At 71.9% G+C, this 22,199-nt stretch carries 22 protein-coding genes and 1 pseudogene; 12 read left to right on the top strand and 11 right to left on the bottom strand.

The window, feature by feature from the left end:
- Window positions 1-19 precede the first annotated feature (19 nt).
- The 4 genes from Z164_RS0106210 to Z164_RS0106195 all read right to left on the bottom strand — a co-directional run bounded on the left by Z164_RS0106210 (window position 20) and on the right by Z164_RS0106195 (window position 3,542).
- Window positions 20-1,198, bottom strand: coding sequence for a TrbI/VirB10 family protein (locus Z164_RS0106210; RefSeq protein WP_024889861.1), 1,179 nt, complete (start codon window positions 1,196-1,198; stop codon window positions 20-22).
- Window positions 1,195-1,965 carry a TrbG/VirB9 family P-type conjugative transfer protein gene (locus Z164_RS0106205; protein WP_024889860.1) on the bottom strand — a complete coding sequence of 257 codons (771 nt, stop codon included), beginning with the start codon at window positions 1,963-1,965 and terminating at the stop codon, window positions 1,195-1,197. Before Z164_RS0106205 ends, Z164_RS0106210 begins: the two co-directional genes overlap by 4 nt.
- 2 nt (window positions 1,966-1,967) lie before the next feature.
- Entirely contained in the window at window positions 1,968-2,918 is a 951-nt protein-coding gene (locus Z164_RS20095) for a VirB8 family type IV secretion system protein (RefSeq protein WP_024889859.1), read from the bottom strand.
- Window positions 2,919-3,083: 165 nt separating this feature from the next.
- Window positions 3,084-3,542, bottom strand: a complete 459-nt coding sequence (locus Z164_RS0106195) for a hypothetical protein (RefSeq protein WP_043689462.1) — start codon at window positions 3,540-3,542, stop codon at window positions 3,084-3,086.
- Between the two features lie 376 nt (window positions 3,543-3,918).
- Between Z164_RS0106195 and Z164_RS0106190 the strand changes: the two genes are divergently transcribed.
- Window positions 3,919-4,647: a hypothetical protein gene (locus tag Z164_RS0106190; RefSeq protein WP_152540868.1), complete on the top strand. Its 729-nt coding sequence runs from the start codon at window positions 3,919-3,921 to the stop codon at window positions 4,645-4,647.
- A 57-nt stretch (window positions 4,648-4,704) separates the two neighbouring features.
- Window positions 4,705-6,375: pseudogene (locus tag Z164_RS0106185) on the top strand (type IV secretory system conjugative DNA transfer family protein); the annotation flags it as partial.
- 519 nt (window positions 6,376-6,894) lie between these two features.
- On the opposite strand, the gene Z164_RS0106180 reads toward Z164_RS0106185, so the two are convergent.
- Window positions 6,895-7,599 (bottom strand): FKBP-type peptidyl-prolyl cis-trans isomerase N-terminal domain-containing protein, encoded by a 705-nt coding sequence (locus Z164_RS0106180; protein WP_024889855.1) that lies wholly within the window; start codon window positions 7,597-7,599, stop codon window positions 6,895-6,897.
- Window positions 7,600-7,840: 241 nt separating this feature from the next.
- Here Z164_RS0106180 and Z164_RS0106175 point away from each other — a divergent pair, with 241 nt between their 5' ends.
- Genes Z164_RS0106175 through nth form a run of 3 tightly spaced genes read left to right on the top strand, consistent with a single transcriptional unit; the run spans window position 7,841 to window position 9,675 of the window.
- Window positions 7,841-8,623: an enoyl-CoA hydratase-related protein gene (locus Z164_RS0106175; protein ID WP_024889854.1), complete on the top strand. Its 783-nt coding sequence runs from the start codon at window positions 7,841-7,843 to the stop codon at window positions 8,621-8,623.
- A gap of 5 nt (window positions 8,624-8,628) precedes the next feature.
- Window positions 8,629-8,976 carry a hypothetical protein gene (locus tag Z164_RS0106170; RefSeq protein ID WP_024889853.1) on the top strand — a complete coding sequence of 116 codons (348 nt, stop codon included), beginning with the start codon at window positions 8,629-8,631 and terminating at the stop codon, window positions 8,974-8,976.
- Between the two features lie 18 nt (window positions 8,977-8,994).
- Window positions 8,995-9,675, top strand: a complete 681-nt coding sequence (gene nth, locus Z164_RS0106165; RefSeq protein ID WP_024889852.1) for an endonuclease III — start codon at window positions 8,995-8,997, stop codon at window positions 9,673-9,675.
- Between the two features lie 97 nt (window positions 9,676-9,772).
- Here nth and Z164_RS0106160 read toward each other — a convergent pair whose 3' ends face one another.
- Window positions 9,773-11,074: a porin gene (locus tag Z164_RS0106160; protein ID WP_152540867.1), complete on the bottom strand. Its 1,302-nt coding sequence runs from the start codon at window positions 11,072-11,074 to the stop codon at window positions 9,773-9,775.
- A 256-nt stretch (window positions 11,075-11,330) separates the two neighbouring features.
- Here Z164_RS0106160 and Z164_RS0106155 point away from each other — a divergent pair, with 256 nt between their 5' ends.
- The gene (locus tag Z164_RS0106155; protein WP_024889850.1) at window positions 11,331-12,470 is read left to right on the top strand and encodes a glycosyltransferase family 4 protein; all 1,140 of its coding nucleotides are present in this window, start codon (window positions 11,331-11,333) and stop codon (window positions 12,468-12,470) included.
- A gap of 33 nt (window positions 12,471-12,503) precedes the next feature.
- Window positions 12,504-13,052, top strand: coding sequence for a phosphatase PAP2 family protein (locus Z164_RS0106150; RefSeq protein ID WP_024889849.1), 549 nt, complete (start codon window positions 12,504-12,506; stop codon window positions 13,050-13,052).
- 11 nt (window positions 13,053-13,063) lie between these two features.
- Here Z164_RS0106150 and Z164_RS0106145 read toward each other — a convergent pair whose 3' ends face one another.
- Together Z164_RS0106145 and Z164_RS0106140 are read right to left on the bottom strand one after the other, a co-directional pair.
- Window positions 13,064-13,948, bottom strand: coding sequence for a carbon-nitrogen hydrolase family protein (locus Z164_RS0106145; protein WP_024889848.1), 885 nt, complete (start codon window positions 13,946-13,948; stop codon window positions 13,064-13,066).
- On the bottom strand, window positions 13,945-14,550 hold the full coding sequence (locus tag Z164_RS0106140) for a GNAT family N-acetyltransferase (protein ID WP_024889847.1): 606 nt from the start codon (window positions 14,548-14,550) through the stop codon (window positions 13,945-13,947). The genes Z164_RS0106145 and Z164_RS0106140 overlap by 4 nt, the downstream gene beginning before the upstream one ends.
- A 252-nt stretch (window positions 14,551-14,802) precedes the next feature.
- Between Z164_RS0106140 and Z164_RS0106135 the strand changes: the two genes are divergently transcribed.
- The 5 genes from Z164_RS0106135 (at window position 14,803) to Z164_RS0106115 (ending at window position 18,055) form a co-directional block, all read left to right on the top strand.
- Window positions 14,803-15,306, top strand: coding sequence for a SixA phosphatase family protein (locus Z164_RS0106135; protein ID WP_024889846.1), 504 nt, complete (start codon window positions 14,803-14,805; stop codon window positions 15,304-15,306).
- A 13-nt stretch (window positions 15,307-15,319) separates the two neighbouring features.
- Window positions 15,320-16,000 (top strand): deoxyribonuclease V, encoded by a 681-nt coding sequence (gene nfi, locus Z164_RS0106130; RefSeq protein WP_024889845.1) that lies wholly within the window; start codon window positions 15,320-15,322, stop codon window positions 15,998-16,000.
- Entirely contained in the window at window positions 15,997-16,518 is a 522-nt protein-coding gene (locus tag Z164_RS0106125; protein ID WP_024889844.1) for a DNA-deoxyinosine glycosylase, read from the top strand. Before nfi ends, Z164_RS0106125 begins: the two co-directional genes overlap by 4 nt.
- 97 nt (window positions 16,519-16,615) lie before the next feature.
- Window positions 16,616-17,482: a pirin family protein gene (locus Z164_RS0106120; RefSeq protein WP_024889843.1), complete on the top strand. Its 867-nt coding sequence runs from the start codon at window positions 16,616-16,618 to the stop codon at window positions 17,480-17,482.
- 102 nt (window positions 17,483-17,584) lie between these two features.
- Entirely contained in the window at window positions 17,585-18,055 is a 471-nt protein-coding gene (locus Z164_RS0106115; protein WP_024889842.1) for a hypothetical protein, read from the top strand.
- Window positions 18,056-18,081: 26 nt separating this feature from the next.
- Here Z164_RS0106115 and Z164_RS0106110 read toward each other — a convergent pair whose 3' ends face one another.
- From Z164_RS0106110 to Z164_RS0106100, 3 genes are all read right to left on the bottom strand, one after another.
- Window positions 18,082-18,942 carry a pirin family protein gene (locus Z164_RS0106110; RefSeq protein WP_024889841.1) on the bottom strand — a complete coding sequence of 287 codons (861 nt, stop codon included), beginning with the start codon at window positions 18,940-18,942 and terminating at the stop codon, window positions 18,082-18,084.
- A 77-nt stretch (window positions 18,943-19,019) separates the two neighbouring features.
- Window positions 19,020-21,218, bottom strand: coding sequence for a bifunctional 23S rRNA (guanine(2069)-N(7))-methyltransferase RlmK/23S rRNA (guanine(2445)-N(2))-methyltransferase RlmL (gene rlmKL / locus Z164_RS0106105; protein WP_024889840.1), 2,199 nt, complete (start codon window positions 21,216-21,218; stop codon window positions 19,020-19,022).
- 447 nt (window positions 21,219-21,665) lie between these two features.
- Window positions 21,666-22,199: ankyrin repeat domain-containing protein (locus tag Z164_RS0106100; protein ID WP_024889839.1), on the bottom strand; the 534-nt coding region annotated here is incomplete at its 5' end.

The following is a 22,199-nucleotide window of genomic DNA, read 5'->3' as shown; positions in this document are numbered from 1 at the left end:
GACTTCCGCTCCGCTCGGTTCAGTGCAGCACGCCGGAGAAATCCACGTCGCGCGCGACGTAGACGTTGACCACCGTGCCCTGGTTGATGGTGACGGTTGGGCGTCGGCGCATGTTCTCGTCCACCGCCATGTTCGCCAGACGCTCCATCGTGCGTGCGGTGTTGCTCTCGTAGGGGTTGTCCACGATGAAGCCGCCGTTGGAAATCGTCGTGGTCCGCGGCCCGTGCTCGGCGCCGAGGTACTTGAACGCATCGCTGAGCATGCTGATCAGCAGTGCGGATCCGATCCGCTCGGGCCAGTGCGCGTCGTAATGGCCTGGGTGGCCGGAAGAGCCCAGTCCGTCGACGCCGGGGCTGGCCATCGATACGTCCAGCCCGTTCGGCGTGGTGATGCGGTCCCATACGACCGCGACGCGATCGCCGTACGTGGAATCGTTGCCGTAGCTGCCGAGCACCTTAGACCCCTTCGGCAGCAATAGGCGGCGACCGTTGATCGAGTACACCGGCTCCGTCACGATGCACGACGTGAAGCCCGGAACATCGGTGATCACTCTCGTCTGGAGCACGCAGCGGATGAAAGTGCCCCTGACCATCAGGGTATCCGGATTGTAGATCGGGCGTGCGCTGGTCGCGTGGTTGCGCATCTGCTCGGTCGGGCTACCCCCCATTTGCGGCAGCATGGACTGATCCTGCGGCGCCTGGCCCATGGAGAACCCGTCGCCGGCCGCATCCTGCATTCGCCGCTGCAGCAATGAAGTTTGCCCGGACGAGAACACGTCGGCGCCCGGGAACGACATCCCGCCGGACGCGGGCCGAGGCTCTTCGATCACGGGCAGGGGCGGCAATTCTGGTGGCACGCGCGGCTCGGCCACGGGCGGAAGCTCGGGGAGCGCCACCTCGCGCGGCGCTTCCGGGATGACGACCTGCTCACCGCGCGGCCGGCGCGGCGCTTCGCCGGAACCGGAGGTGGCGCGAGTGAATACCCACACCGCGCCCAGGATCAGAAGCGCCACGATACCGCCGAGGAAGAGCAAGGCCTTCCGGTTCAGCCGCTGGACGTCGACCGACCTCAAGGTCGGCGCATCGGCGTCGAGATCCGGCACCTCCCTGTCCTGACGCCCGGCCTGGTAGGGATTCGTGTCCGCCGTGCGCTCCGGGGCGTCGGCCTGCTCGGGATTGTGGGGCGTATTCTGGCTCACAGCTGAGGACTCCTGCGCAGACCGACGACGTTGTCTCCGTGACGGATCACCAGGTACGGGTACGTCCCGTGGACGATGATCGTGTCGCCTTCGATGGTGGTATTGACGACGAAGTCCTCACTGGATTCGCGCTCCCGAGCGAACACCGCCGGGAAATTGCCGGTCGGGAAACGAGTCAAATCCATCCGAATGTAGGTGAAGCGCCCGTCGTCGTACACGGTGCTGGGCACCAGCCACACCGGGTGCCGTTTGTGAAACGAATAGTCATAACCGAAATGGTAGACGCGCCCAGGCTCGAGGCGGGTACTGATCTCGGATACGGTCTCGATCGGCTCGGCGTCCTCGCTCGGACTCGCCCCGAAGTCGGTCCCGCCCGGATAGACGAAGCGCACCCGATAATGCACGCCTGCGTTCTTGGCCTGATCGAGCGCGCGCCAGTCGGTCGCCACCACCTTCAGCTCGAAGATGTAGGAATGCGCCGCGGTGCGTACCAGCATGTTGGTATCGACGTCCACGTTCTTCGGCCTGAGATAGAACACGTTCTCGCGCCGGGTCAGGTCCCAGCCACTGCTGAAGCCGGTGCTGTAATCGAGGATCTCCTCGTTGGGACTGAGCTCGATCTGGGTGGTGATGCCCACCCCGGTACGGATCTGGTAGATGCCGTCCGGCTGGTACTCGTATTCCTGCACGACCTGGGCGGCCGCGGGCAGCGCTGCGCAGAACAGCGCGAGGATGAGGCCGAAGCGCAGACGATTTCGTAGGGACAGGCTCATCGCGTGCTGACTCCATTAGCGGGGGCGGCCGCAGGCGGCTCTTCAGGGAAGGGGTACTCGGGGATAGCGTTAGCCGGTGCGCCGGTATTGGGCGGCTGCTCCGTACCTGCCGGCGGCGCGCCGCTGGGATCGGTGGCGGGATAGCCGGGCACATCGCCCGTTCCCGGCGGCGCGGTTGCGCCCGCAGCCGGCGCGACCGGCGCGACCGGCGTCTGCGGCACCGGCGCTCCAGCGAAATCGTCGTCCACCCGGTAATTGGTGACCCGGAAACCCAGAGGATTGAGCAGCCGGTCCTCTTCGTTCAACTGCAGGTTGGCGTCGTAGGTGAACTCCATGGTGGCGATCTTCGTATCCAGCGGCGTCGAGGTGGCGCGCATCTTGTCGAAGATGCTGCGCTGGAAGCGCACGGTCGCACCGGTCGGGCGCTGCCCCTGCCCGCCGCCGATCAGCACGATGCTGAGGATGCGCACGCGGATCGCCCGGGTGCTGCCGTAGACGCGCGACGGGAGATTCGGGTTGTTCGGCGAATACAAAGCCCGGTACTCGGGCGTCACCGCCGGCCCCGCCATGGAGAAGACCGTGCGCCAGTTGCGCTGTCCGATCAGCCCGGAGTCGTAGGACTCGCGGGCCAGCACGAACTGCGCCACGTTGCTCTTGTTGAGCGCTTCGGAGGTCGTGATGGTCTGATCGTCGAAGTTCCTCAGCCGCGCGACCGTGGCCGTGCCCGTGTAGGGATCGGCCATGACCAGGTACGGCACCTTTTCCTTCAGCGGCAGGAACAGGAAGTAGCCGCCGGCCAGGATCAGCGACATCACGATCGCGCACCAGGCCACGATCCACGCCCGGCGCTCGCTGCGACGCGCCTGGCTGGCGATGGTCACCTCGAAGTCGACCGCACCGGCCACGGCCTTGTCGATCTTGGCGCTGTCTTTCTTCTTGCCGAACATCATGCCGTCCCGTTGGATGCGATCGCGCGCACCGGATGAAATGCGCGAGTGCGCGCCTGCTGCCGGTCGGCCGCCGCCGAACCCGGCGAACGGGCGACTCCAGCGCCGGCGATCGGCATGGCCGAACGCCGCGACGCGGCCTCCTCGCTTCGTTGGCTCATGGCGTCACTCGCCGCTCGCGGCCGAGGAATCGGCCGCGGCCGGACCCGGCGCCGGGTCGCCGACCGCCCCCCGCACCACGATCTGCGATGCGTCGGCGGTCACCACCACGCCCTGCGCCGCATAGGCGGCGGACAAGGCGGCGACCGCTTCCCGAACATCGGTGGAGCGGATGTCCGCCACCGGCGCATGCAGCGTGTAGTCGTTGGGGTGCAGGTACGACAGGCTCCGCTTCGAGTCGCGGGCCCACCGGGTCAGCATGGTCTTGAGCGTGCCGTCCATCGGCGAGGCCTGGAACAGGTAGGCCTGCTGCAGCGGAATCGCCTGCGGCGCCTCGGAATAGCGGTTGACCGGCTTCCAGCGCCCGCGGAGGTCCGGCGCGTCCGGCGTGGAGCAGCCCGCCAGCAGCAGGACCGGCACGGCGACGACTGCGGAAAGGAAACGACGCGAAAGAAAACGATTCATGGCTTCGCTACCGAAATGAGAACTTGGAAGGTCACGCGCGGCGGCGGCGGCGCACGAAGGTCGACACGATCCGGCATGCGCGACGAGAGACGCGCACGTTAGTGAAAAAAGATCACGAACCGGCCACAGAAATGTGATGCCGGACACACTACGTCGCCGGAGGCGAACGGACGTGCGATACGCGAGACACCACGACCGATCCACCAATCCGTGCGAGACCCCATCCTTTCCCCCTTAGCCTTGCATCCTGAAACGCATCTTCGACGGATCCGCGACCCATGCGGACCAGCCAATGCGGTGCCTGCCCGCGGCCTCTCCCACGCGGGCGGCCGCACGTTATCCGTACCCGGGCGTCTAGTCAACCGCACTTTCGTCCATGCGGGGCGCCTCGGTCGATTCGCCCAGGCTGCGGACGAGCGCATGTTGGTGCGGAAACATTTCAATCCGAAGCACGGTTCTGGCAAGATCGATCGAATCGCATCGCGAGGTCTTTCGCAGCTACCCGGGCTCGGCCATGGATTCCTCTCGTATCGAAGATTTCGTCGCGAACGCGGCGCTGCTCGCCGCGCACTTGACCAAGCAATGCGAGCAGGCGACGGCCCAACAGCAGGCGGCGGCGGAGGGCCTGCAACGATCGGGCGACGCGGTGCGCGCGGCCGTGGCCGCCGGCAAGACCGAGCTGGCCGAACATGCGCGCCAGGCGGTGCGCGAAGGACTGTCGAAGGAGGTGAGCGCGCTGACGCGCTCTCTCGACGAGTCCGGCGAACGGCTTCGCCGCGCGGCCGCCGTACTCCAGCAGGAGCAGGATCAGATCGGCCGGCGCATGCGCGCGCTGAGCTGGCGCTCGATCGTCTCGATCGGCGTGGCGATGGCGGCGGTCGTGGCCGGCTCGTCCTTCTGGGCATGGCAGAACGTGCAGCGCGCCGAGCGCGCCCAGGTCCGCGCGGAAGTGCTCGAGGCGCTGCAACAGGTCACCATCACCTCGTGCGACGGCCAGCCGTGTCTCAAGCTCGAGGCGGGCCTGCCGCGCTGGAGCCGCAACGACGAGTACGTGCTGATCGAGACCGGCAGCGCCGGTTCGTCCGAGACCCGCGACGCGCACTGAACTCCCGCGGCGCGCGCGGCCCGCTCCGCCCCTCCTTTCGAGCGAACGCACCGACCCATGACCAACTACCGTCTCCCCATCGCCCTGCTGCTGACCGCGCTCGCGCTGGTCGGCGGGCTGTACCTGTCGGGCTACCTGGCGCTGCTGTTCCTCGGCCTCGACACCGGCCTGCTCGAGGCCACCACCTGGTACCAGTACATCCGCGTCGTCGACCATCCCCAGGTCGCCCGCTATGCCGGCCGCCTGTGGGCCGCCGGCGGCATCGGCTTCGGCCTCGCCCTGCTGGTCTGGGCTTCGCTGCTGGTCATGCTGTTCAAGCTGCGCAGCCATCGCAACCTGCACGGCCGCGCCCGCTTCGCCGGCCTCGCCGATCTCGCCCGCAAGGGCTTCCTCGGCCGCTCCGACCGCGGCATCGTCGTCGGCAAGATGCGCGGGCGCCTGCTGCGCATGGACGGACAGCAGTTCGTCATCCTCGCCGCCCCCACCCGCTCCGGCAAGGGCGTCGGCGTGGTCATCCCCAACCTCCTCGACTACCGCGAATCCGCGGTCGTGCTCGACATCAAGCAGGAGAACTTCGACCTCACCTCCGGCTGGCGCCAGTCCATCGGACACGAGGTCTACCTGTTCAACCCCTTCGCCGAGGACCGCCGCACCCACCGCTGGAACCCGATGACCTACGTCTCCAGGGATCCGGCCTTCCGCGTCTCCGACCTGCAGAGCATCGCCGCCATGCTCTACCCCGACGGCGACGACAAGGACAAGTTCTGGGTCAGCCAGGCCCGCAACGCCTTCCTCGCCTTCGCCCTCTACCTGTTCGAGCGCGCCGAGGCCGAGCCCGGGGCCGAACCGCCCACCCTCGGCGCCATCCTGCGCCTGTCCGCCGGCGACGGCGGCGAGCTCAAGCCCTACCTGCAGACGCTCGCCCAGGCGCCCTTCCTCAGCCCGCACGCGCGCACCGCCTTCGCCGGCCTGCTCTCCCAGGCCGACGTCACCTTCGCCTCGATCGTCGGCACCTTCAAGGAGCCGCTCAATCCCTGGCTCAACCCCGTCCTCGACGCCGCCACCTCCGCCGACGACTTCGACCTCAACGACGTGCGCCGACGCCGCATGACCATCTACGTCGGCATCCAGCCCAACAAGCTGGCCGAGGCGCGGCTGATCGTGAACCTCTTCTTCAGCCAGCTCATCAACGTCAACACCAAGGTCCTGCCGCAGAACGACAAGACCCTCAAGCACCAGTGCCTGCTGCTGATGGACGAGTTCACCGCCATCGGCCGCGTCGACATCATCGCCAAGGCGGTCGCCTACATGGCCGGCTACAACTTGCGCCTGCTGCCGATCATCCAGTCCATGGCCCAGCTCGACGCCGTCTACGGCAAGGAGCTCTCCCGCACCATCATCACCAACCACGCCCTGCAGATCATCTACGCCCCCCGGGAGCAGCAGGACGCCAACGACTACTCCGAGATGCTCGGCTACACCACCGTGCGCCGCCGCAGCCGCACCCGCTCGCATGGCCGCGGCCGCGGCGTGTCCGACAACGAGGTCATGGAGAAGCGCGCCCTGATGCTGCCGCAGGAGCTCAAGGCGATGGGACCGGAGAAGCAGATCGTCCTCTACGAAGGCCTCCCCCACCCCGTCCTGTGCCGCAAGATCCGCTACTACCAGGACCGATACTTCACCCAGCGGCTGCTGCCGAAGGTGGACATCCCGGTGGTGGACCTGGAAAGCCACGGACCGCGGGCAGGCACGCGATCGGCCGGCCAGGGAACCGCCGGCATCCAGGTGAAGGTCGCGCAGGATGAGAAGACGTTCCGGGGCCTCGAGGCCGGCTGAGCTCGAGCGGCTCATATCCAACTCGATGGCTCCAGGATGGCCACGATGCACAGGCCCGCGCCCGCCCTTCTGGCTTGCCTGCTTGTGGCAGCCTGCACGCCCCCCGATTCGCAGTCGCCGGCTCAATCGCCGCCGGAACGCGCCGTGCTCACTCCAGTGCCGGGCAGGTCTCCGGCCATCGTCGACATGGAACGCGATCCGCCGTCACTGCAGGAATGGTTGCGGCGATCTGAGCAACTCGACCGACGACAGGCACAGGATCAGCAGCGGCAGCCGGCGCTCGTCCTGCAGCCCCGCACCATGTCGCAACAACGGTCGGCATGACTCCCGGAACGAACAGGCCCGCGACCGGAGTCGCGGGCCTACTGCATGTGCCGATCGCGGACGGCGGCGTGCCGTCCGCGCTGGGCGTTACTGGCCGATGCTGACCAGCTTGACGTCGAACACCACGGCCTGGTTCGGGCCGATCGGCGACTGCGGGGTGTTGCCGTAGGCCTTGTCCGGCGGCAACACGATCTCCCAGCGCGCGCCCGTGGGCATCTGCGCCAGCGCTTCGCGCAGGCCCACCAGCGGGATCTCGTTGAGGCGCACGCTGACCGGGCCGGCTTGCTGGCCCTGCTGGGCGACGTTGGTGTCCACGAAGGTCTGGCCGGTGCTCAGGCTGCCCTTGTAGTTGATCGTCACTTCGCTGGTGGGCGTGGGCTTGGCGCCGCCGCCGGCTTCGATCACGCGGTACTGCACGCCGCCGGGCAGGGTCTGCACGCCGGACTTGGCGCGATTCTCGGCGAGGAAGGCGTCGCTGCGGGTCTTGTTCTCGGCGGACACGCGCTCGAATTCGGCGCGGGCCTTGGCCAGCTGGCGCTGCTGCATGCTCTCGACCGCGGTGCGCAGTTGCTCCACCGGCACGGCGGGATCGCGGCGGGCGTAGCCGTCCTGCACCGCGCGCACGACGGTGTTGACGTCGATCTGCTCGCCGCTTTCGATCAGGTTGCGGCCCAGGTCGTATCCGAGCGCGTAGCTCAGCCTGCCCTGCTCCGTCGAGGTATCCTGCGCCGCCAGGCTGCCGGCAGTGAGGCTCAGTGCCGCCAGGCTGGCGGCAAGCAAACGCAACTTCATGCGGTGGATCTCCAGGGAGTTTCCGGTTGGGGGCGACGCCCGCATACGCCGGGGGCGCAACGAACGAACGCGTTAGCATAACGACGGGCGGCCGGGGCCGCCACTGGCGCATCCTATCGACAAAACGCCCCGCCGCGAGTTCCCGATCGACCGGGCGTTCATCCATGTCGAGGCGGTTTAACCCCGCCCGAACGCAATCCGAACGACTTTCCGACGAACCCACCGAGAGACCCTCGCCGACATGACCGAACCGCTGCTGCGAAGCGCCGACGAAGGCGCCATCCGGACCCTGACCGTCAATCGCCCGGACAAGCTGAACGCCCTGAACGCCGCCACCCTGGATGCCCTGCAGGCGGCCTTCGACGATGCCGCGCAGGATGCGGCGGTACGGGTCGTGGTGCTGACCGGCGCCGGCACGAAGGCTTTCGTGGCCGGCGCCGACATCGCCGAGATGGCCGAGCTGACGGCGGTGGCGGGCCGGGATTTCTCGGCGCGCGGGCAGCGGCTCATGCGCAGCATCGAAACCTTCCCCAAGCCGGTGATCGCGATGATCAACGGTTTCGCCCTGGGCGGCGGGCTGGAGCTGGCGATGGCCTGCCACCTGCGCATCGCCGCCGACAGCGCGCGGCTCGGGCAACCGGAGGTCAATCTCGGGCTGATCCCCGGATTCGGCGGCACCCAGCGCCTGCTGCGCCTGGCCGGCCGCGCCGCCACCCTGGAGCTATGCCTGACCGGGGCGCCGATCGACGCCGCGCGTGCGCTGGCGCTGGGCGTGGTCAACCGGGTCGTGCCCGCGGCCGAGCTGGCCGAGGCGACGCGCGCGCTGGCCGCCGGGCTGGCCGAGGCCGCGCCGCTGGCGCTGCGCGGCGTCCTGGACTGCGTGCATGCCGGCGGCGAATGCGCGCTCGGCGAAGGGCTGGCCTACGAGACCGCCCAGTTCGGCCTGATGTTCGCCACCGAGGACATGCGCGAGGGTACCCGCGCGTTCCTGGAGCGCCGCAAGCCGCGTTTCGCCGGGCGCTGAGGCGCATGACCGCCGCCTCGCCCGACCCGAACAGGCTGCTGGCCCTGCTCGCCGCCGACGACGTGGACGCGGCGATCGAGGCCGGCCTGCCGGCGCTGGGCGACGATGCGCTCGCGCGCCTGCCGGCCGCGGAGGCCGGCCGCCTGCGCGAGGCCCGCGACCGTCTGCTGGCGGCATGGGCGGCGCGCGAACGCTACCGGGCCCGGACCGCGCGGCTGGCCCGGCGCGCGGCCGAACGCGAAGCGCGCCGCGAGGCGATCGCACCGCGCCCGCAGGCGGGCCGCCCCGCACTGCCGCCTGCCGCCGCCGCCGCGCTGGCGCGCGCCCGCGCCCGCGCCGGCCGCCACGACTGAATCCCCTCCCGATCGCCCATGCCAGCCCGCAAAAGCCCGCCCCGCCGCAGCGCCACGCTCAGCCGCGCCGAGATCCGCACCCTGTTCTCGCGCCTGGCCGAGCTGAATCCCAAGCCGGCCACCGAGCTCGAGTACTCGACGCCGTTCGAGCTGCTGGTCGCGGTCATCCTCTCGGCGCAGGCCACCGACGTCGGCGTCAACAAGGCCACCCGCAAGCTGTTCCCGGTCGCGAACACGCCGGCCGCGATCCTGGCCCTGGGCGAGGACGGGCTGAAGCGCTACATCGCCACCATCGGGCTGTTCAACGCCAAGGCCAGGAACGTGATCGCCACCTGCCGGATCCTGGTGGAGCAGTACGGCGGCGAGGTGCCGCGCGAGCGCGAGGCGCTGGAGGCGCTGCCGGGGGTCGGCCGCAAGACCGCCAACGTGGTCCTCAACACGGCCTTCGGCGAGCCCACGATCGCGGTGGACACGCACATCTTCCGCGTCGCCAACCGCACCGGCCTGGCGCCGGGGCGCAACGTGCGCGAGGTCGAGGACGGACTGCTGGAGCGGGTGCCGCGCGAGTATCTGCACGACGCCCACCACTGGCTGATCCTGCACGGGCGCTACGTGTGCAAGGCGCGGCGCCCGGAGTGCCCGCACTGCGCGATCCGCGACCTCTGCCGCTACCCGGACAAGACGCCCGCCGTGGCCTGAAGCCGGCACGACGAAGCCGCTCGCGATCCGGGGAGAGAGGTCCGGACCGGAGCGGCTTCGCGCCCCATCGTAGGGACGGCGCCGGGGGAAGCGAGCGTCAGAAGTTCAGCTGCGTGCGCAGCGCATACTGGTTGGTCTTGTCGCCGTTGAACTCGTTGTCGCCGCGGGTGTAGTTGAACATCATCCGCACGTACGGATTGACGAACCAGTTGAGGCCGAGCGTGGCGCTGCTGGCCTCCAGGCCCGGCACGTCCTTGTTCTCGATGGTGTCGTAGCGCGCGGTCAGCTGCCACGCGCCGGTGGACGCGTCCGGCTTCGGCGACCCGAACACGCCGGCGCCGGACTTGTAGGGCCGGTGCTCGCCGGTCAGGGTCCAGGCTCCCATCAGGTACCAGGTCTCGACGTCCTGGTCGGGCCCGGCCGCCTGCCCGTAGCGGGCACGCGCGTACTCGGACTGGAAGAACAGCGGGCCGAACGAGCCGGCCGCCTCGAGACCGACCGTGTCCACGGACGCGCCGCTGTCGCCGGGGGTGGTGGCGATGGTCTGGCTGGGACCGCGGCGGCCGGCGTAGACCGCGGTGGCGGAGACGTCGGCCGAGCCGCGGTTGAGATTCTCGTGGCTGCCGGACAGCCCGAAGTGCAGCGTGTTCTCGTCGTCGTGGATCGGCGCCCAGGTCGCGCGCGCGGCCGCGCCCATGCCCTCGTTGCGCGTGCCCGAGGCGTTGCGCAGGTTGAACACGGTCGCGCCGAAGGTGTGGCGGTCGCCCGCGGCGAGGTAGCCGACGCCCTGCTGGAACTGGCGTCCCGCGTAGAGGCCCGTGGCGGAGGCGAACGGCCGCTCCATCATCAGGATCTCGTTGGAGCTGGTCAGCTCCTCCATCGAGCGATAGGGCTTGAAATGGCCGATGGTGAACTTGCCGCCCAGGGCCTCGCGGGCGATGTAGACGTCGCGGAAGCCCTCGGTGGTGCTGCCGGCGGCGAAGTCCTGTTCGATCTTGTACTCCCAGCCCTGCACCTTGCCGCCGAGGGTGAGGCGTGCGCGACGGAACTCGCTGGTCCCGGCGACGTCGGCCTGGTCGCGGTCGAAGGCGTAGGCGTCGAACTGGATGCGACCGCCCACGGTGAATTCGTATTCGCCGTCGGCCGAGGCGACCTTGAGCCCGCCGCGGGTCTCCACCCGCGGCGTGGCCGGGCGCTCGGCGGCCTCGGCCGCGACCGCATCGGCGGGTCCGGCCTGCGCGTCCGAACGCGCTTCGAGTTCGGCGACCCGCTGCTGCAGCAGGGCCAGTTGCGCCTTGAGCTCCATCAGTTCGCGCTCGCGCGCGTCCTGGGCGCCGGCGTCGGGCGCCACCACGCCCAACGCCAACGCGATCGATACCGCCAGTAGGGAAGAACGCATCGCAAGACTCCGGTTACGGGGAGGGCCGCATCGGCGGCGCCCCTGCTCGCAGCCGCGTTGCGCGTCAAGATTGGGTCAGAAATACGACCGTTTCGTTCCAGTAAATTGACCGAATTGTGACAGCCGCCGGCGTGACGACGGCGCTTTCCCGGCATCGGGCTCGCGGCGCGCACCCGCCGCGCAACGGAAACGTCATCGCACAGACACGGCGCGGGCACACGCGCCGCGCATCCTGCCGCCGACCGCGGAGGACGCCATGCACTACGCTCTCGTCACCGAGACCTGGCCGCCGGAGATCAACGGCGTCGCGTTGACCGTCCGCGACTACGCCCGCGGCCTGGCCCAGCGCGGGCACCGGGTGGACGTGATCCGCCCGAAGCAGCGCGCAGGGGACGCCCCCGGGGAACACGAACTGCACGTGCGCGGCGGACGGCTGCCCGGCTACCCGGGGCTGCAGTTCGGCCTGCCGGCCGGCGGGGCGCTGTCCCGGCGCTGGCGTGCGCAGCGGCCCGATGCGGTCTACATCGCCACCGAAGGCCCGCTGGGCTGGTCGGCGCTGCGCGCCGCCCGGCGGCTCCGCCTGCCGGTGGCCACCGGCCTGCACACGCGCTTCGACCTCTACATGCACGACTACGGCCTGAGGCCGCTGGCGCCGGTGGCGCTGGCCTGGATGCGCCGCTTCCACAATGCCGGCGAGGCGACGCTGGTGCCCACCGCGGCGCTGGCGGCGGAAATCGCCGCGCGCGGTTTCCTGCACGCACGCCACCTGCCGCGCGCGGTGGACACCCTGCGCTTCGCCCCGCACCGGCGCGACGAGCGCCTGCGCGAGCGCTGGGGCATACCGCCCGGGGGACTGGCGGCGATCCACGTCGGGCGGCTGGCCGCTGAGAAGAACCTGCCGCTGGCCATCGCTGCCTTCCGCGCTCTTCAGCAGCGGCGCCCGGGTGCGCGCTTCGTGCTGGTCGGCGACGGCCCGCTGCGGGAAACGCTGCAGCGCGAACATCCCGACTTCGTGTTCTGCGGCATGCAGCTCGGCACCGACCTGGCCGCCCACGTCGCGTCCGGCGACCTGTTCCTGTTCCCGAGCCGCACCGAGACCTTCGGCAACGTCGTCCTGGAGTCGATGGCCAGCGGCGTGCCGGTGGTCGCCTTCGATACCGGCGCCGCGCGCGAGCACCTGCGCGACGGCGAACACGGCCACGCGGTGGACGACGACGCCGCCTTCGTTGCCGCCGCCGAGGCGCTGGCCGCCGATCCCGAGGCGCGGCGCCGGATGGGCGCCGCAGCGCGGCTCGCGGTCGAGCGGCTCTCGCCCGCGGCGGTCTGCGCCGACCTCGACCGCCTGCTGTCCGGACTGGGGAACCGCCATGGCGCATCCATGCCCGCCGCCGCCTGAGCCGGCCCCGCCTCGCCGCAGCGGAGGCCGGCCATGACCCCGACCCGCTGGAGTTCGCGCGATGCCGGCTGGTGCCTGCGCGCCAACCGGCTGTGCGAGCGCGGCCCGCTGTTTACGGCCTTCGCCTGCGTGAGCCGGCTGGGCGATGGCATGTTCTGGTACCTGCTGATGGCCGCGCTGATCCTGGCCGACGGCTGGGACGGCCTGCGCGCCAGCGCGCACCTGGCCGCCACCGGCGTGCTGGCGCTGACGCTGTACAAGGCCCTGAAGCGCTGGACCCGCCGACCGCGGCCCTGCGCCGCGGACCGCCGCATCCGCGCCTGGGTGGCGCCGCTGGACGAATTCAGCTTCCCCTCCGGCCACACCCTGCACGCGGTGGCCTTCAGCGCGGTCGCGCTGTGGCACTACCCGGCGCTGGCCTGGCTGCTGCTGCCGTTCACCGCCGCCGTCGCGGCCTCGCGCGTGCTCCTCGGCCTGCACTACCCCAGCGACGTGCTGGCCGCGATCGCGATCGGCTGCACGCTCGCGGGCCTGTCGATCCTCGCCGCGGGACCGACCGCCGCGCTGCTCGGGCTGGCCTGAACCCGGCGCCCCTATCCCAATCGCGACACCCGCGCCGCCCGCAGCGCGGGCAGGCGCTGGCCGGGCCAGTCGCGGTCGTTGGCCACCTGCGCCCGCGCGCGGCTGGCCTCCAGCTCGGCGAAATCGAGCCGCGCGATGGTCCAGCCGTCGCGGCCGGCGCTGGACGCGACCACGCCATCGGCCGGCAGGTCCACGTCCATCGGCGCGTACAGCGCCGCCTCGCCGGTATTGACGTCGAGCGCCGCGCTCCACGGCGCCTCGCCGGCGGTCACCGCCTGGGCGACGAAGCAACGGTTCTCCAGCGCGCGCGCCAGGCAGCCCACCCGCACCCGGGTCGCACCCGCCTCCGTATCGGTGCAGCTCGGCACCAGGATCAGCCGCGCCCCGGCCTCGGCCTGCGCGCGCACCGGCAGCGGGAACTCGATGTCGTAGCAGACCGCCACCCCGAAGCGCAGGCCGCGATACTCGAACACCCGCAGCGCGTCGCCGCCGTCGATCGTGCCGGCGGCCTTCTCGAAACCGGTCAGCTGCAGCTTGTCCTGCCAGTCGTGCCCGCCCTCGGGCGCGAACACGTCGGCGCGGTTGCGGTAGCGGCCGCCGCCGGCGTCGAGCAGGAAGGTGCCCGGCTGCACCAGCAGCCCGGTCTCGCGCGCCAGCGCGGCGAACAGCGCGATCCAGTCCGCTCGCAGCGCCTGGATCGCGGCGAGCGAGGCGTCCAGCCGCCGGCCGACCTCCGCCCCGGACAGCGCCGCCAGTTCCAGCGACAGGTACTCGGGCAGCACCGCGATGTCGGCGCCCGCGGCCGCCGCCTCGCGCAGCCAGCGGCGCTGGGTCTCGGCGAAATCGTCGAAGCGCTGCGGCCTGCCGATCGGATAGCGGGCGACGGCGACCTTCATGGCGCGGCCTCCAGCGGCCGAGTCCAGAAGGTCAGGCGGTGGTCCACCTCGCCGTGGCCGCGCTCGCGCCAGCCCAGCCGCATGGCCAGCTCCGGCCGGCGCACGTAGCCGCGCTTGCGCCAGAACGCGTCGTTGGCGCGCGCGGCGGGCGGGCGGCGCGGATCCTCGGGGGCGCGGTCCACCGCGCAGAACGCGGTCAGCGCGAAGCGGCCCAATGCGCGCGCATGCGCCTCGCGCTCGTCGAAGAACGCATGGCCGATGCCGAGCCCGCGGTAGGCCGGCAGCAGGACCGACTCGCCGAAGTAGAACACCCGCGCCGCATCGAGGCCGGCGGCGTCGAACGGCGCGCGGAAGGCCTCGGCATCGTCGGCCAGCGGCAGGCCGGTGGCCGCGCCCACCACCGCGCCGCCGTCCTGCGCGAGCACGAACACGCTGTCGGGCGAGCGCGCATAGGCGGCCAGGTACTCGCGCTCGTAGGCGGGATCGCCCTCGTAGAGATAGGGCCAGTCGGCGAACACGCGCGTGCGCAGGCGGGCGACGTCGTCCAGCCAGGGCACGATGTCGGCGCCGCGCACGCGCAGGATGTGGGGACGAGCGGGCAAGGCGGCGGAACTCCAGGGGAGGATGCGGCGAACGCGGATCGTAGAGCATGCGGGCGGGCGGCATCGCGCCCTCGCGGCCCGGCCGGAGGCGAGCGCGACGGCCGGACCGCGGAAAGCCGGCGCGCCCGGTCCGTCGCGCGACACAGCGTTCCAGGCGGCGCACCGCCCGCGCCCGCGCATGCCGCCGCGCGCCCCCTTTGTCATCGCACGGCGGTGCCGGCATCATGCTGCGGCCCCCCGGAGGAATCATCCATGCGCCTGCCGCTGCCCATGCTGCTGCTGTGCCTGCTGGCGGGTTGCGCCGCGATGCCGCAGGCCGAGACCGATACCGTGTTCCTGGTGGCGCGGCATGCCGAGAAGGCCGACGACGGCAGCGCCGACCCGCAACTGAGCGAGGCGGGCCGCGGCCGCGCGCAGTCGCTGGCCACGGCGCTGGCCGACGTGCCGCTGCGCGCGGTCTACGCCACCCCCACCCGCCGCACGCGCGAGACCGCGCTGCCGACCGCGCAGCGCCGCGGCCTGCCGGTGCGCGACTACGATCCCGCGCGGACGCCGTCCGAGACCGCCACGCTGCTGCACATGCGCCACGCCGGCCAGCAGGTGCTGATGATCGGCCACAGCGACACCGTGCCCGCCCTGGTGGCCTCGCTCTGCGCCTGCCCGGTCGCGCCGCTGGCGGAGGACGCCTACGGCGATCTGTACGAAATCCGCATCGGCGCCGACGGCCGGGCCACGCTGCAGCGGCGCAGGTTCTGAGCGTGCGCGGCGGATGAGCGCCGGCGGCGTCTTCGGCGACTGGGACGGCAGCGTGCCGGCCGCGCGCGCGCTGCAGCAGGCGCTCGCGCAGCGCGTGCTGCTGCGCGACGACTACCCGCAGCCGCTGGCGACCGTCGCCGGCTTCGACGTCGGCTTCGAGGACGACGGCGCGACCACGCGCGCGGCCGCGGTCCTGCTCGACGCGCGCACCCTGGCGCCGCTGGACGCGCAGGTGGCGCGGGTGCCGACCTCGATGCCCTACGTCCCCGGCCTGCTGAGCTTCCGCGAACTGCCGGCGCTGCTGGCCGCGCTGTCGCAACTGTCCGCGATGCCGGACCTCGCGTTCGTCGACGGCCAGGGCATCGCCCATCCGCGCCGGCTGGGGATCGCCGCGCACTTCGGCGTGGCGACCGGGCTGCCGGCCGTGGGCGTGGCCAAGAAGATCCTCGCCGGCGATGCGGTCGCGCCCGGGCCGCTGCCCGGCGACCGCTCGCCGCTGGTGCACCGCGGCGAGGTGGTCGGCACCCTGCTGCGCAGCAAGGCGCGCTGCAATCCGCTGGTGGTCTCGCCCGGCCATCGGGTCTCGCTGGAGGGCGCGGTGGCGCTGACCGAGCGCTTCCTGGCCGGCTACCGGCTGCCGGAGCCGACCCGGCTCGCCGACCGCCTGGCCTCGCGCCGCGACGCGTCGCGTTGAACGCGCCGGCGCGCCTGACCGGTCTGCCGCCGGTATCGCGCCCCGACGCGCGCGTGCTCGTGCTGGGCAGCATGCCGGGCGCGGCCTCGCTGGCCGCGCAGCGCTACTACGCGCATCCGCGCAACGCGTTCTGGCCGATCATGGACGCGATCGCCGGCGCCTCGCCCGACCTGCCCTACGCGCAACGGCTGGCGCGCCTGCGCGCGGCCGGGATCGCGCTGTGGGACGTCCTGGCGCACTGCGTGCGGCCCGGCAGCCTGGACGCGCGCATCGAGCCGGCGAGCATGGTCGCCAACGATTTCGCCGCGTTCTTCTCCGCCCACCCGCAGCTGCGCCTGGTCGCCTTCAACGGCGGCACCGCCGCGCAGGCCTTCGCCCGCCACGCCGGCCCGGCACTGCCGCCCGGCGTGGCGACCGTGCGCCTGCCCTCCACCAGCCCGGCGCACGCCGCGCGCTCCCAGGCCGAGAAGCTCGCATCGTGGCGCGCGGCGCTGGCGCCGTACCTGGCGCCGGGCTGAGCCGCGCCGGCGACGGCTGGAACGCAGGGTTTCCGGGCCGCGACGCCGCGCGCCGCGCCACGTGCGAGGCTGGGCGCCTCCCTCGCCGAGCCCTGCCATGACCCTCGTCATCGAACCGCGCAGCCACGACCTGGGCGGCGGCTTCACCGTCCGTCGTGCGGTCCCTACCCTGCAGATGCGCAGCGTCGGCCCGTTCGTCTTCGTCGACCACATGGGACCGGCCGTGTTCGAGCCCGGCGCCGGCATCGACGTGCGCCCGCATCCGCACATCGGCCTGGCGACCGTGACCTTTCTGTGGAGCGGCGGCTTGCGCCATCGCGACACCCTCGGCTCGCTGCAGGACATCCTGCCCGGCGACGTGAACTGGATGACCGCCGGCCGCGGCATCGCCCACTCCGAACGGACCCCGCCAGGGTTGCGCGCGGACGGCCATCCGCTGCACGGCATGCAGACCTGGGTGGGCTTGCCGCAGCGCCACGAGGACACCGCGCCCGCCTTCCACCACCACCCCGCCGACACCCTGCCCCGACTGGCCCGCCGCGGTGCGCTGCTGCGGCTGATCGCCGGGCGCGCCCACGGCGAGGAATCGCCGGTGCGCGCCTTCGGCGAGATCCTCAACGTGGCCATCGACCTCGAGGCGGAGGCCGAGACCGCGATCGAACCCGGCCCGCGCGAGCGCGCGCTGTACGTGCTGGAGGGCGAGGCGCAGCTCGACGGCGCCGACGTTCCCGCGCGCCGGCTGCTGGTGCTCGATCCCGGCGCCACCGCCAGGCTGCGGGCGAAGACGCCGCTCAAGGCGATGCTGTTCGGCGGCGAGCCGCTCGACGGCCGCCGCCACCTGTGGTGGAACTTCGTCTCCTCCTCGCCCGAACGGATCGAGCAGGCCAAGGCCGACTGGCGCGCCGGCCGCTTCGGCACCATCCCCGGCGACGAGGAGGAGTTCATCCCCCTGCCGGAAAGGTGAGGCCGGAGCCATTTGTCAAGCGCCGCGCGCGGGGCTAAGGTCTTCGCGGGGAGGGCCGTCGCGCGACGGGGTCGCGCCGGGCCAGTACCGAGGGGGACCGACATGCAGGACAGACCATCCGGGCCGATCCGGTCGATCGCCGGCGCGTTCGCGCTGGCGCTGGTCGCAAGCGCACCGTGCGCGCTCGCGCAGGCCCCGGGCGATTGCCCGACGCTGCCGGCCGACGCCGGGCTCGACTGGACGCGGCGCGCCAGCGAAGCGTTCCTGATCTGCCGCGCGGTGGACGCCGACGGACGCGAGGCGTTCGGCCTCTACCTCGCCGAACGCTCGCCGTTCGAGCCGCGCCGCACCGCCCGCGAGGAACGCGGCACCGTCGCCGGACAGGACGTGCACTGGTATCGCGGCGAGGACGCCGCCGACCCGGCCAAGCTGGTACGCGAGACGCTGGTGACGCTGGAGGACGGCCGCGTGATGCACGTCTGGCTGCACGCGCGCGACCGCGACCAGCTGCAGCGCAACCAGCAACTGGTGGAGCGATTGCGCTTCGACGGGGCGCTGCTCGGCCGGAAGTGAGCCACCGGCCGACCCGCGCGCCGCTGTCAGAAACGCCCTTCCTGGAAGTCCACGAAGGCTTGCATCAGCTCCTGCCGGGTGTTCATGACGAAGGGGCCGTGGCGGGCGACCGGCTCGCGCAGCGGCCGCCCGGCGACCACGATCGCGCGCGCCCCGGCGCCTGCGGCCTGCAGCCGCAGCAGGTCGCCGCCGCCCAGCACCGCCAGCTCCTGCGCGCCGACCTCGCGCGCGTCCTCGCCGGCGCCGATCGCCAGCGCCCCCTCGTAGACGTAGACGAAGGCGTTGTGACCCTCGGGCAGGGCGTGCTCCCAGGCGCGGCCGGGCTCGAGCCGCACGTCGAGGTACACCGGATCGGTGGCCGGCTGCGCGATCGGACCGACGATCTCGCCGACGCGGCCGGCGATCGCCTTCACCTCGACGCCGTCGGCCGGGCGCACGACCGGGATCGTCTCCGGACCGAACTCCTGGTAGCGCGGCGCGCGCATCTTGTCCTTGGCCGGCAGGTTCACCCACAGCTGGAAGCCGCGCATGCGCCCGGCCTCCTGCTCGGGCATCTCGGAGTGCACCAGACCCCGACCCGCGGTCATCCACTGCACCCCGCCGGGCACCAGCAGGCCCTCGTGGCCGTGGTTGTCGCGGTGGCGCATGCGGCCATCGAGCATGTAGGTCACGGTCTCGAAGCCGCGGTGCGGATGGTCGGGGAAACCGCCGATGTAGTCCTCGGCGCGGTCGGTGCCGAACTCGTCGAGCAGCAGGAAGGGATCGAGATCGGGCAGCTGCGGACCGCCGATGACGCGGGTCAGGCGGACGCCGGCGCCGTCGGAGGTCGCGGTGCCGCGCAGCCGGGAGGCGACGCGGGCATAGCGGGCGGTGGTGTCGGCGCTCATGACGGGCTCCTGGTGGCGTGAGCCGACAAGATGGGGCCGGCGGCGCGGCGGCGCACCGGCACCGGTGGAACGCAGGGTTACGCCGCCGGTGGCGGGCGCGAAGCCGCCGGCGCGCGCCGGCGCACCCGCCAGGCGCGATGGATGCGCGGATTGCGGGCGAAATCGGGCGGAATGGTCTCGGCGCTGATCTCCTCGCAGTCGGCGAACGCCGCCACCGCCTCGGCATCCAGCCGGAAACGGCGGAAATTGTTGCTGAAGTACAGCACGCCGCCCGGCGACAGCCGCGCCACCGCCGCGCGCAGCAGCCGCACGTGCTCGCGCTGGACGTCGAAGTCGTCGGCGCGCGCGGAGTTGGAGAAGGTCGGCGGGTCGCAGAACACCAGGTCGTACTCGCCGCGCTCGGCCTCCAGCCACTGCAGCGCGTCGGCCTGCACCAGCCGGTGCGCCGGGCCGCCGACGCCGTTGTCGGCCAGGTTCTCGGCCAGCCATTGCAGGTAGGTGCCGGACAGGTCGACGCTGGTCGTCTGCGCGGCGCCGCCGACCGCGGCCTGCACGGTGGCCGCGCCGGTGTAGCAGAACAGGTTGAGGAAGCGCAGGCCCGCGGCCTCGGCGGCGATGCGCGCACGCAGCGGCCGGTGGTCGAGGAACAGCCCGGTATCGAGGTAGTCGAACAGGTTGACCCGCAGCCGCGCGGCGCCCTCGCGCACCCGCAGGAACTCGCCGCGCGCGTCGAAGCGGCCGTACTTGCTGCCGCCGCGCCCGCGCGCGCGCGTCTTCACGGCGACGCGCTCGCGCGGCACCCCGAACACCTCGCGCGCGGCCGCCAGCAGGTCGGCCAGGCGCCGCCGCGCCGCCTCTTCGGGAACGTCGGCCGGCGCGGCGTATTCCTGCACGTGCAGCCAGGGCCGGTCGGGCGCATCCTCGGGGGTATAGACGTCGATGGCGGCGGCGTACTCGGGCAGGTCGGCGTCGTAGGCCCGCCAGCACGAGACCTGCGCCTGCGCGCGCCAGCGCCGGCCCGCGCGCAAGGTCTTGCGCAGCCGGTTGGCGACCATGGTCGCGCCTTCCGACAACGGCCGCGCCGGCGCCTCGGCGCGCTCGGCGCGCTCGGCGCCGGCGATCGGATCGACCGCCAGCAGCACGCACTCCAGCGGCCCGTTGAACACGGTGTAGGCCTTGCGCGCGCGCAGGCCGGTGGCGCGCGCGAGCCCGTCGTCGCCGCACAGCAGGGCGGCGCGCCAACCGGGCACCGTGCGCCGCAGCGCCTCGCCCAGCGCGCGGTAGAGCGCGGGATCGGCGGCCAGGCGGGCATCGTAGGGCGGATTGGCGACCGCCAGCCCGGTCGGCGCCGCGGCCAGCCCTGGCGCGAGATCCTGCGGCTGCAGCGCGCGCAGGTCGCCGACGCGGAACTCGATCGCCGCCGCCACCCCGGCGCGCTCGGCGTTCTCGCGCGCGGCCTCGATCGCCTGCGGATCGAGATCGATGCCCTGGAAGCGCGGCTCGAGGCGGGCCAGGCCGGCGTCGGCCCGCGCGCGCGCTTCCTCCACCAGCACCCGCCAGGCGCCGGCATCGAAGCCCGACCAGCGGCTCGGCGGACGGCCGCCGTCGCGGCCGAGACCGGGCGCCACGTCGGCCGCCATCAGCGCCCCTTCGATCAGCAGCGTGCCGCTGCCGCACATCGGGTCCAGCAGCCCGCCGCCCTCGCCCTGCAGACGGCTCCAGCCGCCGCGCAGCAGGACCGCAGCGGCCAGGTTCTCCTTCAACGGCGCCTCGTGCCGCGCCTGGCGCCAGCCGCGCCGGTGCAGCGGACCGCCGCCGAGATCCACCGACAGCCGTGCGCGGCCCTTGCGCACCAGCAGGTGCAGTCGCAGGTCGGGCGCGTCCAGGTCGACGTCGGGGCGGCGGCCGTCGTGGTCGCGCATCGCATCGACCACCGCATCCTTGATCCGCTGCGCGGCGTAACGCGCGTGGGTGATCGCGCTCCCCGACACGTGCGCGTCCACCGCCAGGGTCGCCCCCGACGGCAATTGCGCCGGCCAATCCAGCGCCCGCGCGCCGGCATACAGCGCCTGCTCGTCGGGACAGTCGTAGTCGGCCAGCGGCCACAGTACCCGGCTGGCCAGCCGCGACCACAGCACCGCGCGCAGGGCATCGACCGGCTCCCCCTCGGCATTGACGCCGGCCACCGCGGCGGTGGCGCGGGCGCAGCCGAGCGCCGACAGCTCGTTGGCGAGCAGGTATTCGAGGCCCTTCGGGCAGGAAACGAAGAAATTCACGCAGATCCGGGGAGGGCGAAGACAGGCCGGCATTCTGCCTGACTCCAGAGACCGACCCGACGGATCCGGCCGCGCCCGCGATGCGCGATCGCCCGTGGCATCGTGGCGATCCGGCGCGTCGGCTGGCATGGCCGGCGCCGGCCATGCTATGAGAGAACCCGTTCCGAAGGATGCCGGATCGACGATGTCGTACTTCCCCCGCCCCCACGATGCATGCCGCCGATCGCTTTGGGCGCGCCTGCTGCTGGCCTGTGCGCTGGCGCTGGCGCTGCCGGCAGCGCCAGCGCCAGCGCGCAGGCCAGCAGCAGGCGCGCCCAAAGCGATCGGCGGCATGCATCGTAGGGGCGGAAGCAGCGCAACATCATGGACTCGGCATCGTTTAGGCCAATTGCCTCACGCACGACTACTGACGGAAAACCTGTTCATAGCAGCGGAATCTGGTCTTCCTCAGAGGGAAAGCCGAGATTCTTGCGCATGAGCCGGCGCCTCGATGGTATGGGAGTTTTTCCGCCTCTCGGGCTTGCCGTAAACGTATTCAAGCGCCGGATCCGCTCCATGCTCCAGCAACCAGTGCACCATCATGAAACCGCCACGCGATGCATAGGTCCCTATGATGGTTCCGCCTGGCGACACCTTGGCATTGACGTCCGCCCCACGCTCCACCAGCAACTGCACGTTGCGCCACTGGTTCTGCTTGATGAAGGCGTGGAACAGCAGGGCCTCGTTGTTGGGATTGCGCGTATCCGGATCGCCGCCGTGGTCCAGCAGCAGTTCCAGGTACGTCGGATCCTCCTGCTCCGCTGCCCACACCATCGCGTTGGCGTGGAAGCGCGTGCCGCGGTCGCGGGTCTCGTAGGCTTTCTTGACGTTCGGATCGGCGCCGTTCTCCAGCATCGCCCGCAGGCCCTCCGGGCTGCCGGCGTAGATCGGCCAGGCCAGCAGCGGCATGCCGCCGTAATAGCCGCCGAAGATCGTGTCGGG

It is taken from the genome of Luteimonas huabeiensis HB2, assembly GCF_000559025.1.
GTDB lineage: Bacteria > Pseudomonadota > Gammaproteobacteria > Xanthomonadales > Xanthomonadaceae > Luteimonas > Luteimonas huabeiensis.
The sequence above is the reverse complement of the archived record's forward strand: the minus strand, read 5'-3'. Positions and strand labels throughout refer to the sequence as shown.

Bases quoted from the DNA above. Each gene is read 5' to 3' on its own strand.
- Z164_RS20095 (WP_024889859.1), bottom strand. From the start codon at position 2,918: ATGTTCGGCAAGAAGAAAGACAGCGCCAAGATCGACAAGGCCGTGGCC.
- Z164_RS0106195 (WP_043689462.1), bottom strand. From the start codon at position 3,542: ATGAATCGTTTTCTTTCGCGTCGTTTCCTTTCCGCAGTCGTCGCCGTG.
- Z164_RS0106190 (WP_152540868.1), top strand. From the start codon at position 3,919: ATGCGGGGCGCCTCGGTCGATTCGCCCAGGCTGCGGACGAGCGCATGT.
- Z164_RS0106180 (WP_024889855.1), bottom strand. From the start codon at position 7,599: ATGAAGTTGCGTTTGCTTGCCGCCAGCCTGGCGGCACTGAGCCTCACT.
- Z164_RS0106175 (WP_024889854.1), top strand. From the start codon at position 7,841: ATGACCGAACCGCTGCTGCGAAGCGCCGACGAAGGCGCCATCCGGACC.
- Z164_RS0106170 (WP_024889853.1), top strand. From the start codon at position 8,629: ATGACCGCCGCCTCGCCCGACCCGAACAGGCTGCTGGCCCTGCTCGCC.
- nth (WP_024889852.1), top strand. From the start codon at position 8,995: ATGCCAGCCCGCAAAAGCCCGCCCCGCCGCAGCGCCACGCTCAGCCGC.
- Z164_RS0106160 (WP_152540867.1), bottom strand. From the start codon at position 11,074: ATGCGTTCTTCCCTACTGGCGGTATCGATCGCGTTGGCGTTGGGCGTG.
- Z164_RS0106155 (WP_024889850.1), top strand. From the start codon at position 11,331: ATGCACTACGCTCTCGTCACCGAGACCTGGCCGCCGGAGATCAACGGC.
- Z164_RS0106150 (WP_024889849.1), top strand. From the start codon at position 12,504: ATGACCCCGACCCGCTGGAGTTCGCGCGATGCCGGCTGGTGCCTGCGC.
- Z164_RS0106145 (WP_024889848.1), bottom strand. From the start codon at position 13,948: ATGAAGGTCGCCGTCGCCCGCTATCCGATCGGCAGGCCGCAGCGCTTC.
- Z164_RS0106135 (WP_024889846.1), top strand. From the start codon at position 14,803: ATGCGCCTGCCGCTGCCCATGCTGCTGCTGTGCCTGCTGGCGGGTTGC.
- nfi (WP_024889845.1), top strand. From the start codon at position 15,320: ATGAGCGCCGGCGGCGTCTTCGGCGACTGGGACGGCAGCGTGCCGGCC.
- Z164_RS0106120 (WP_024889843.1), top strand. From the start codon at position 16,616: ATGACCCTCGTCATCGAACCGCGCAGCCACGACCTGGGCGGCGGCTTC.
- Z164_RS0106115 (WP_024889842.1), top strand. From the start codon at position 17,585: ATGCAGGACAGACCATCCGGGCCGATCCGGTCGATCGCCGGCGCGTTC.
- Z164_RS0106110 (WP_024889841.1), bottom strand. From the start codon at position 18,942: ATGAGCGCCGACACCACCGCCCGCTATGCCCGCGTCGCCTCCCGGCTG.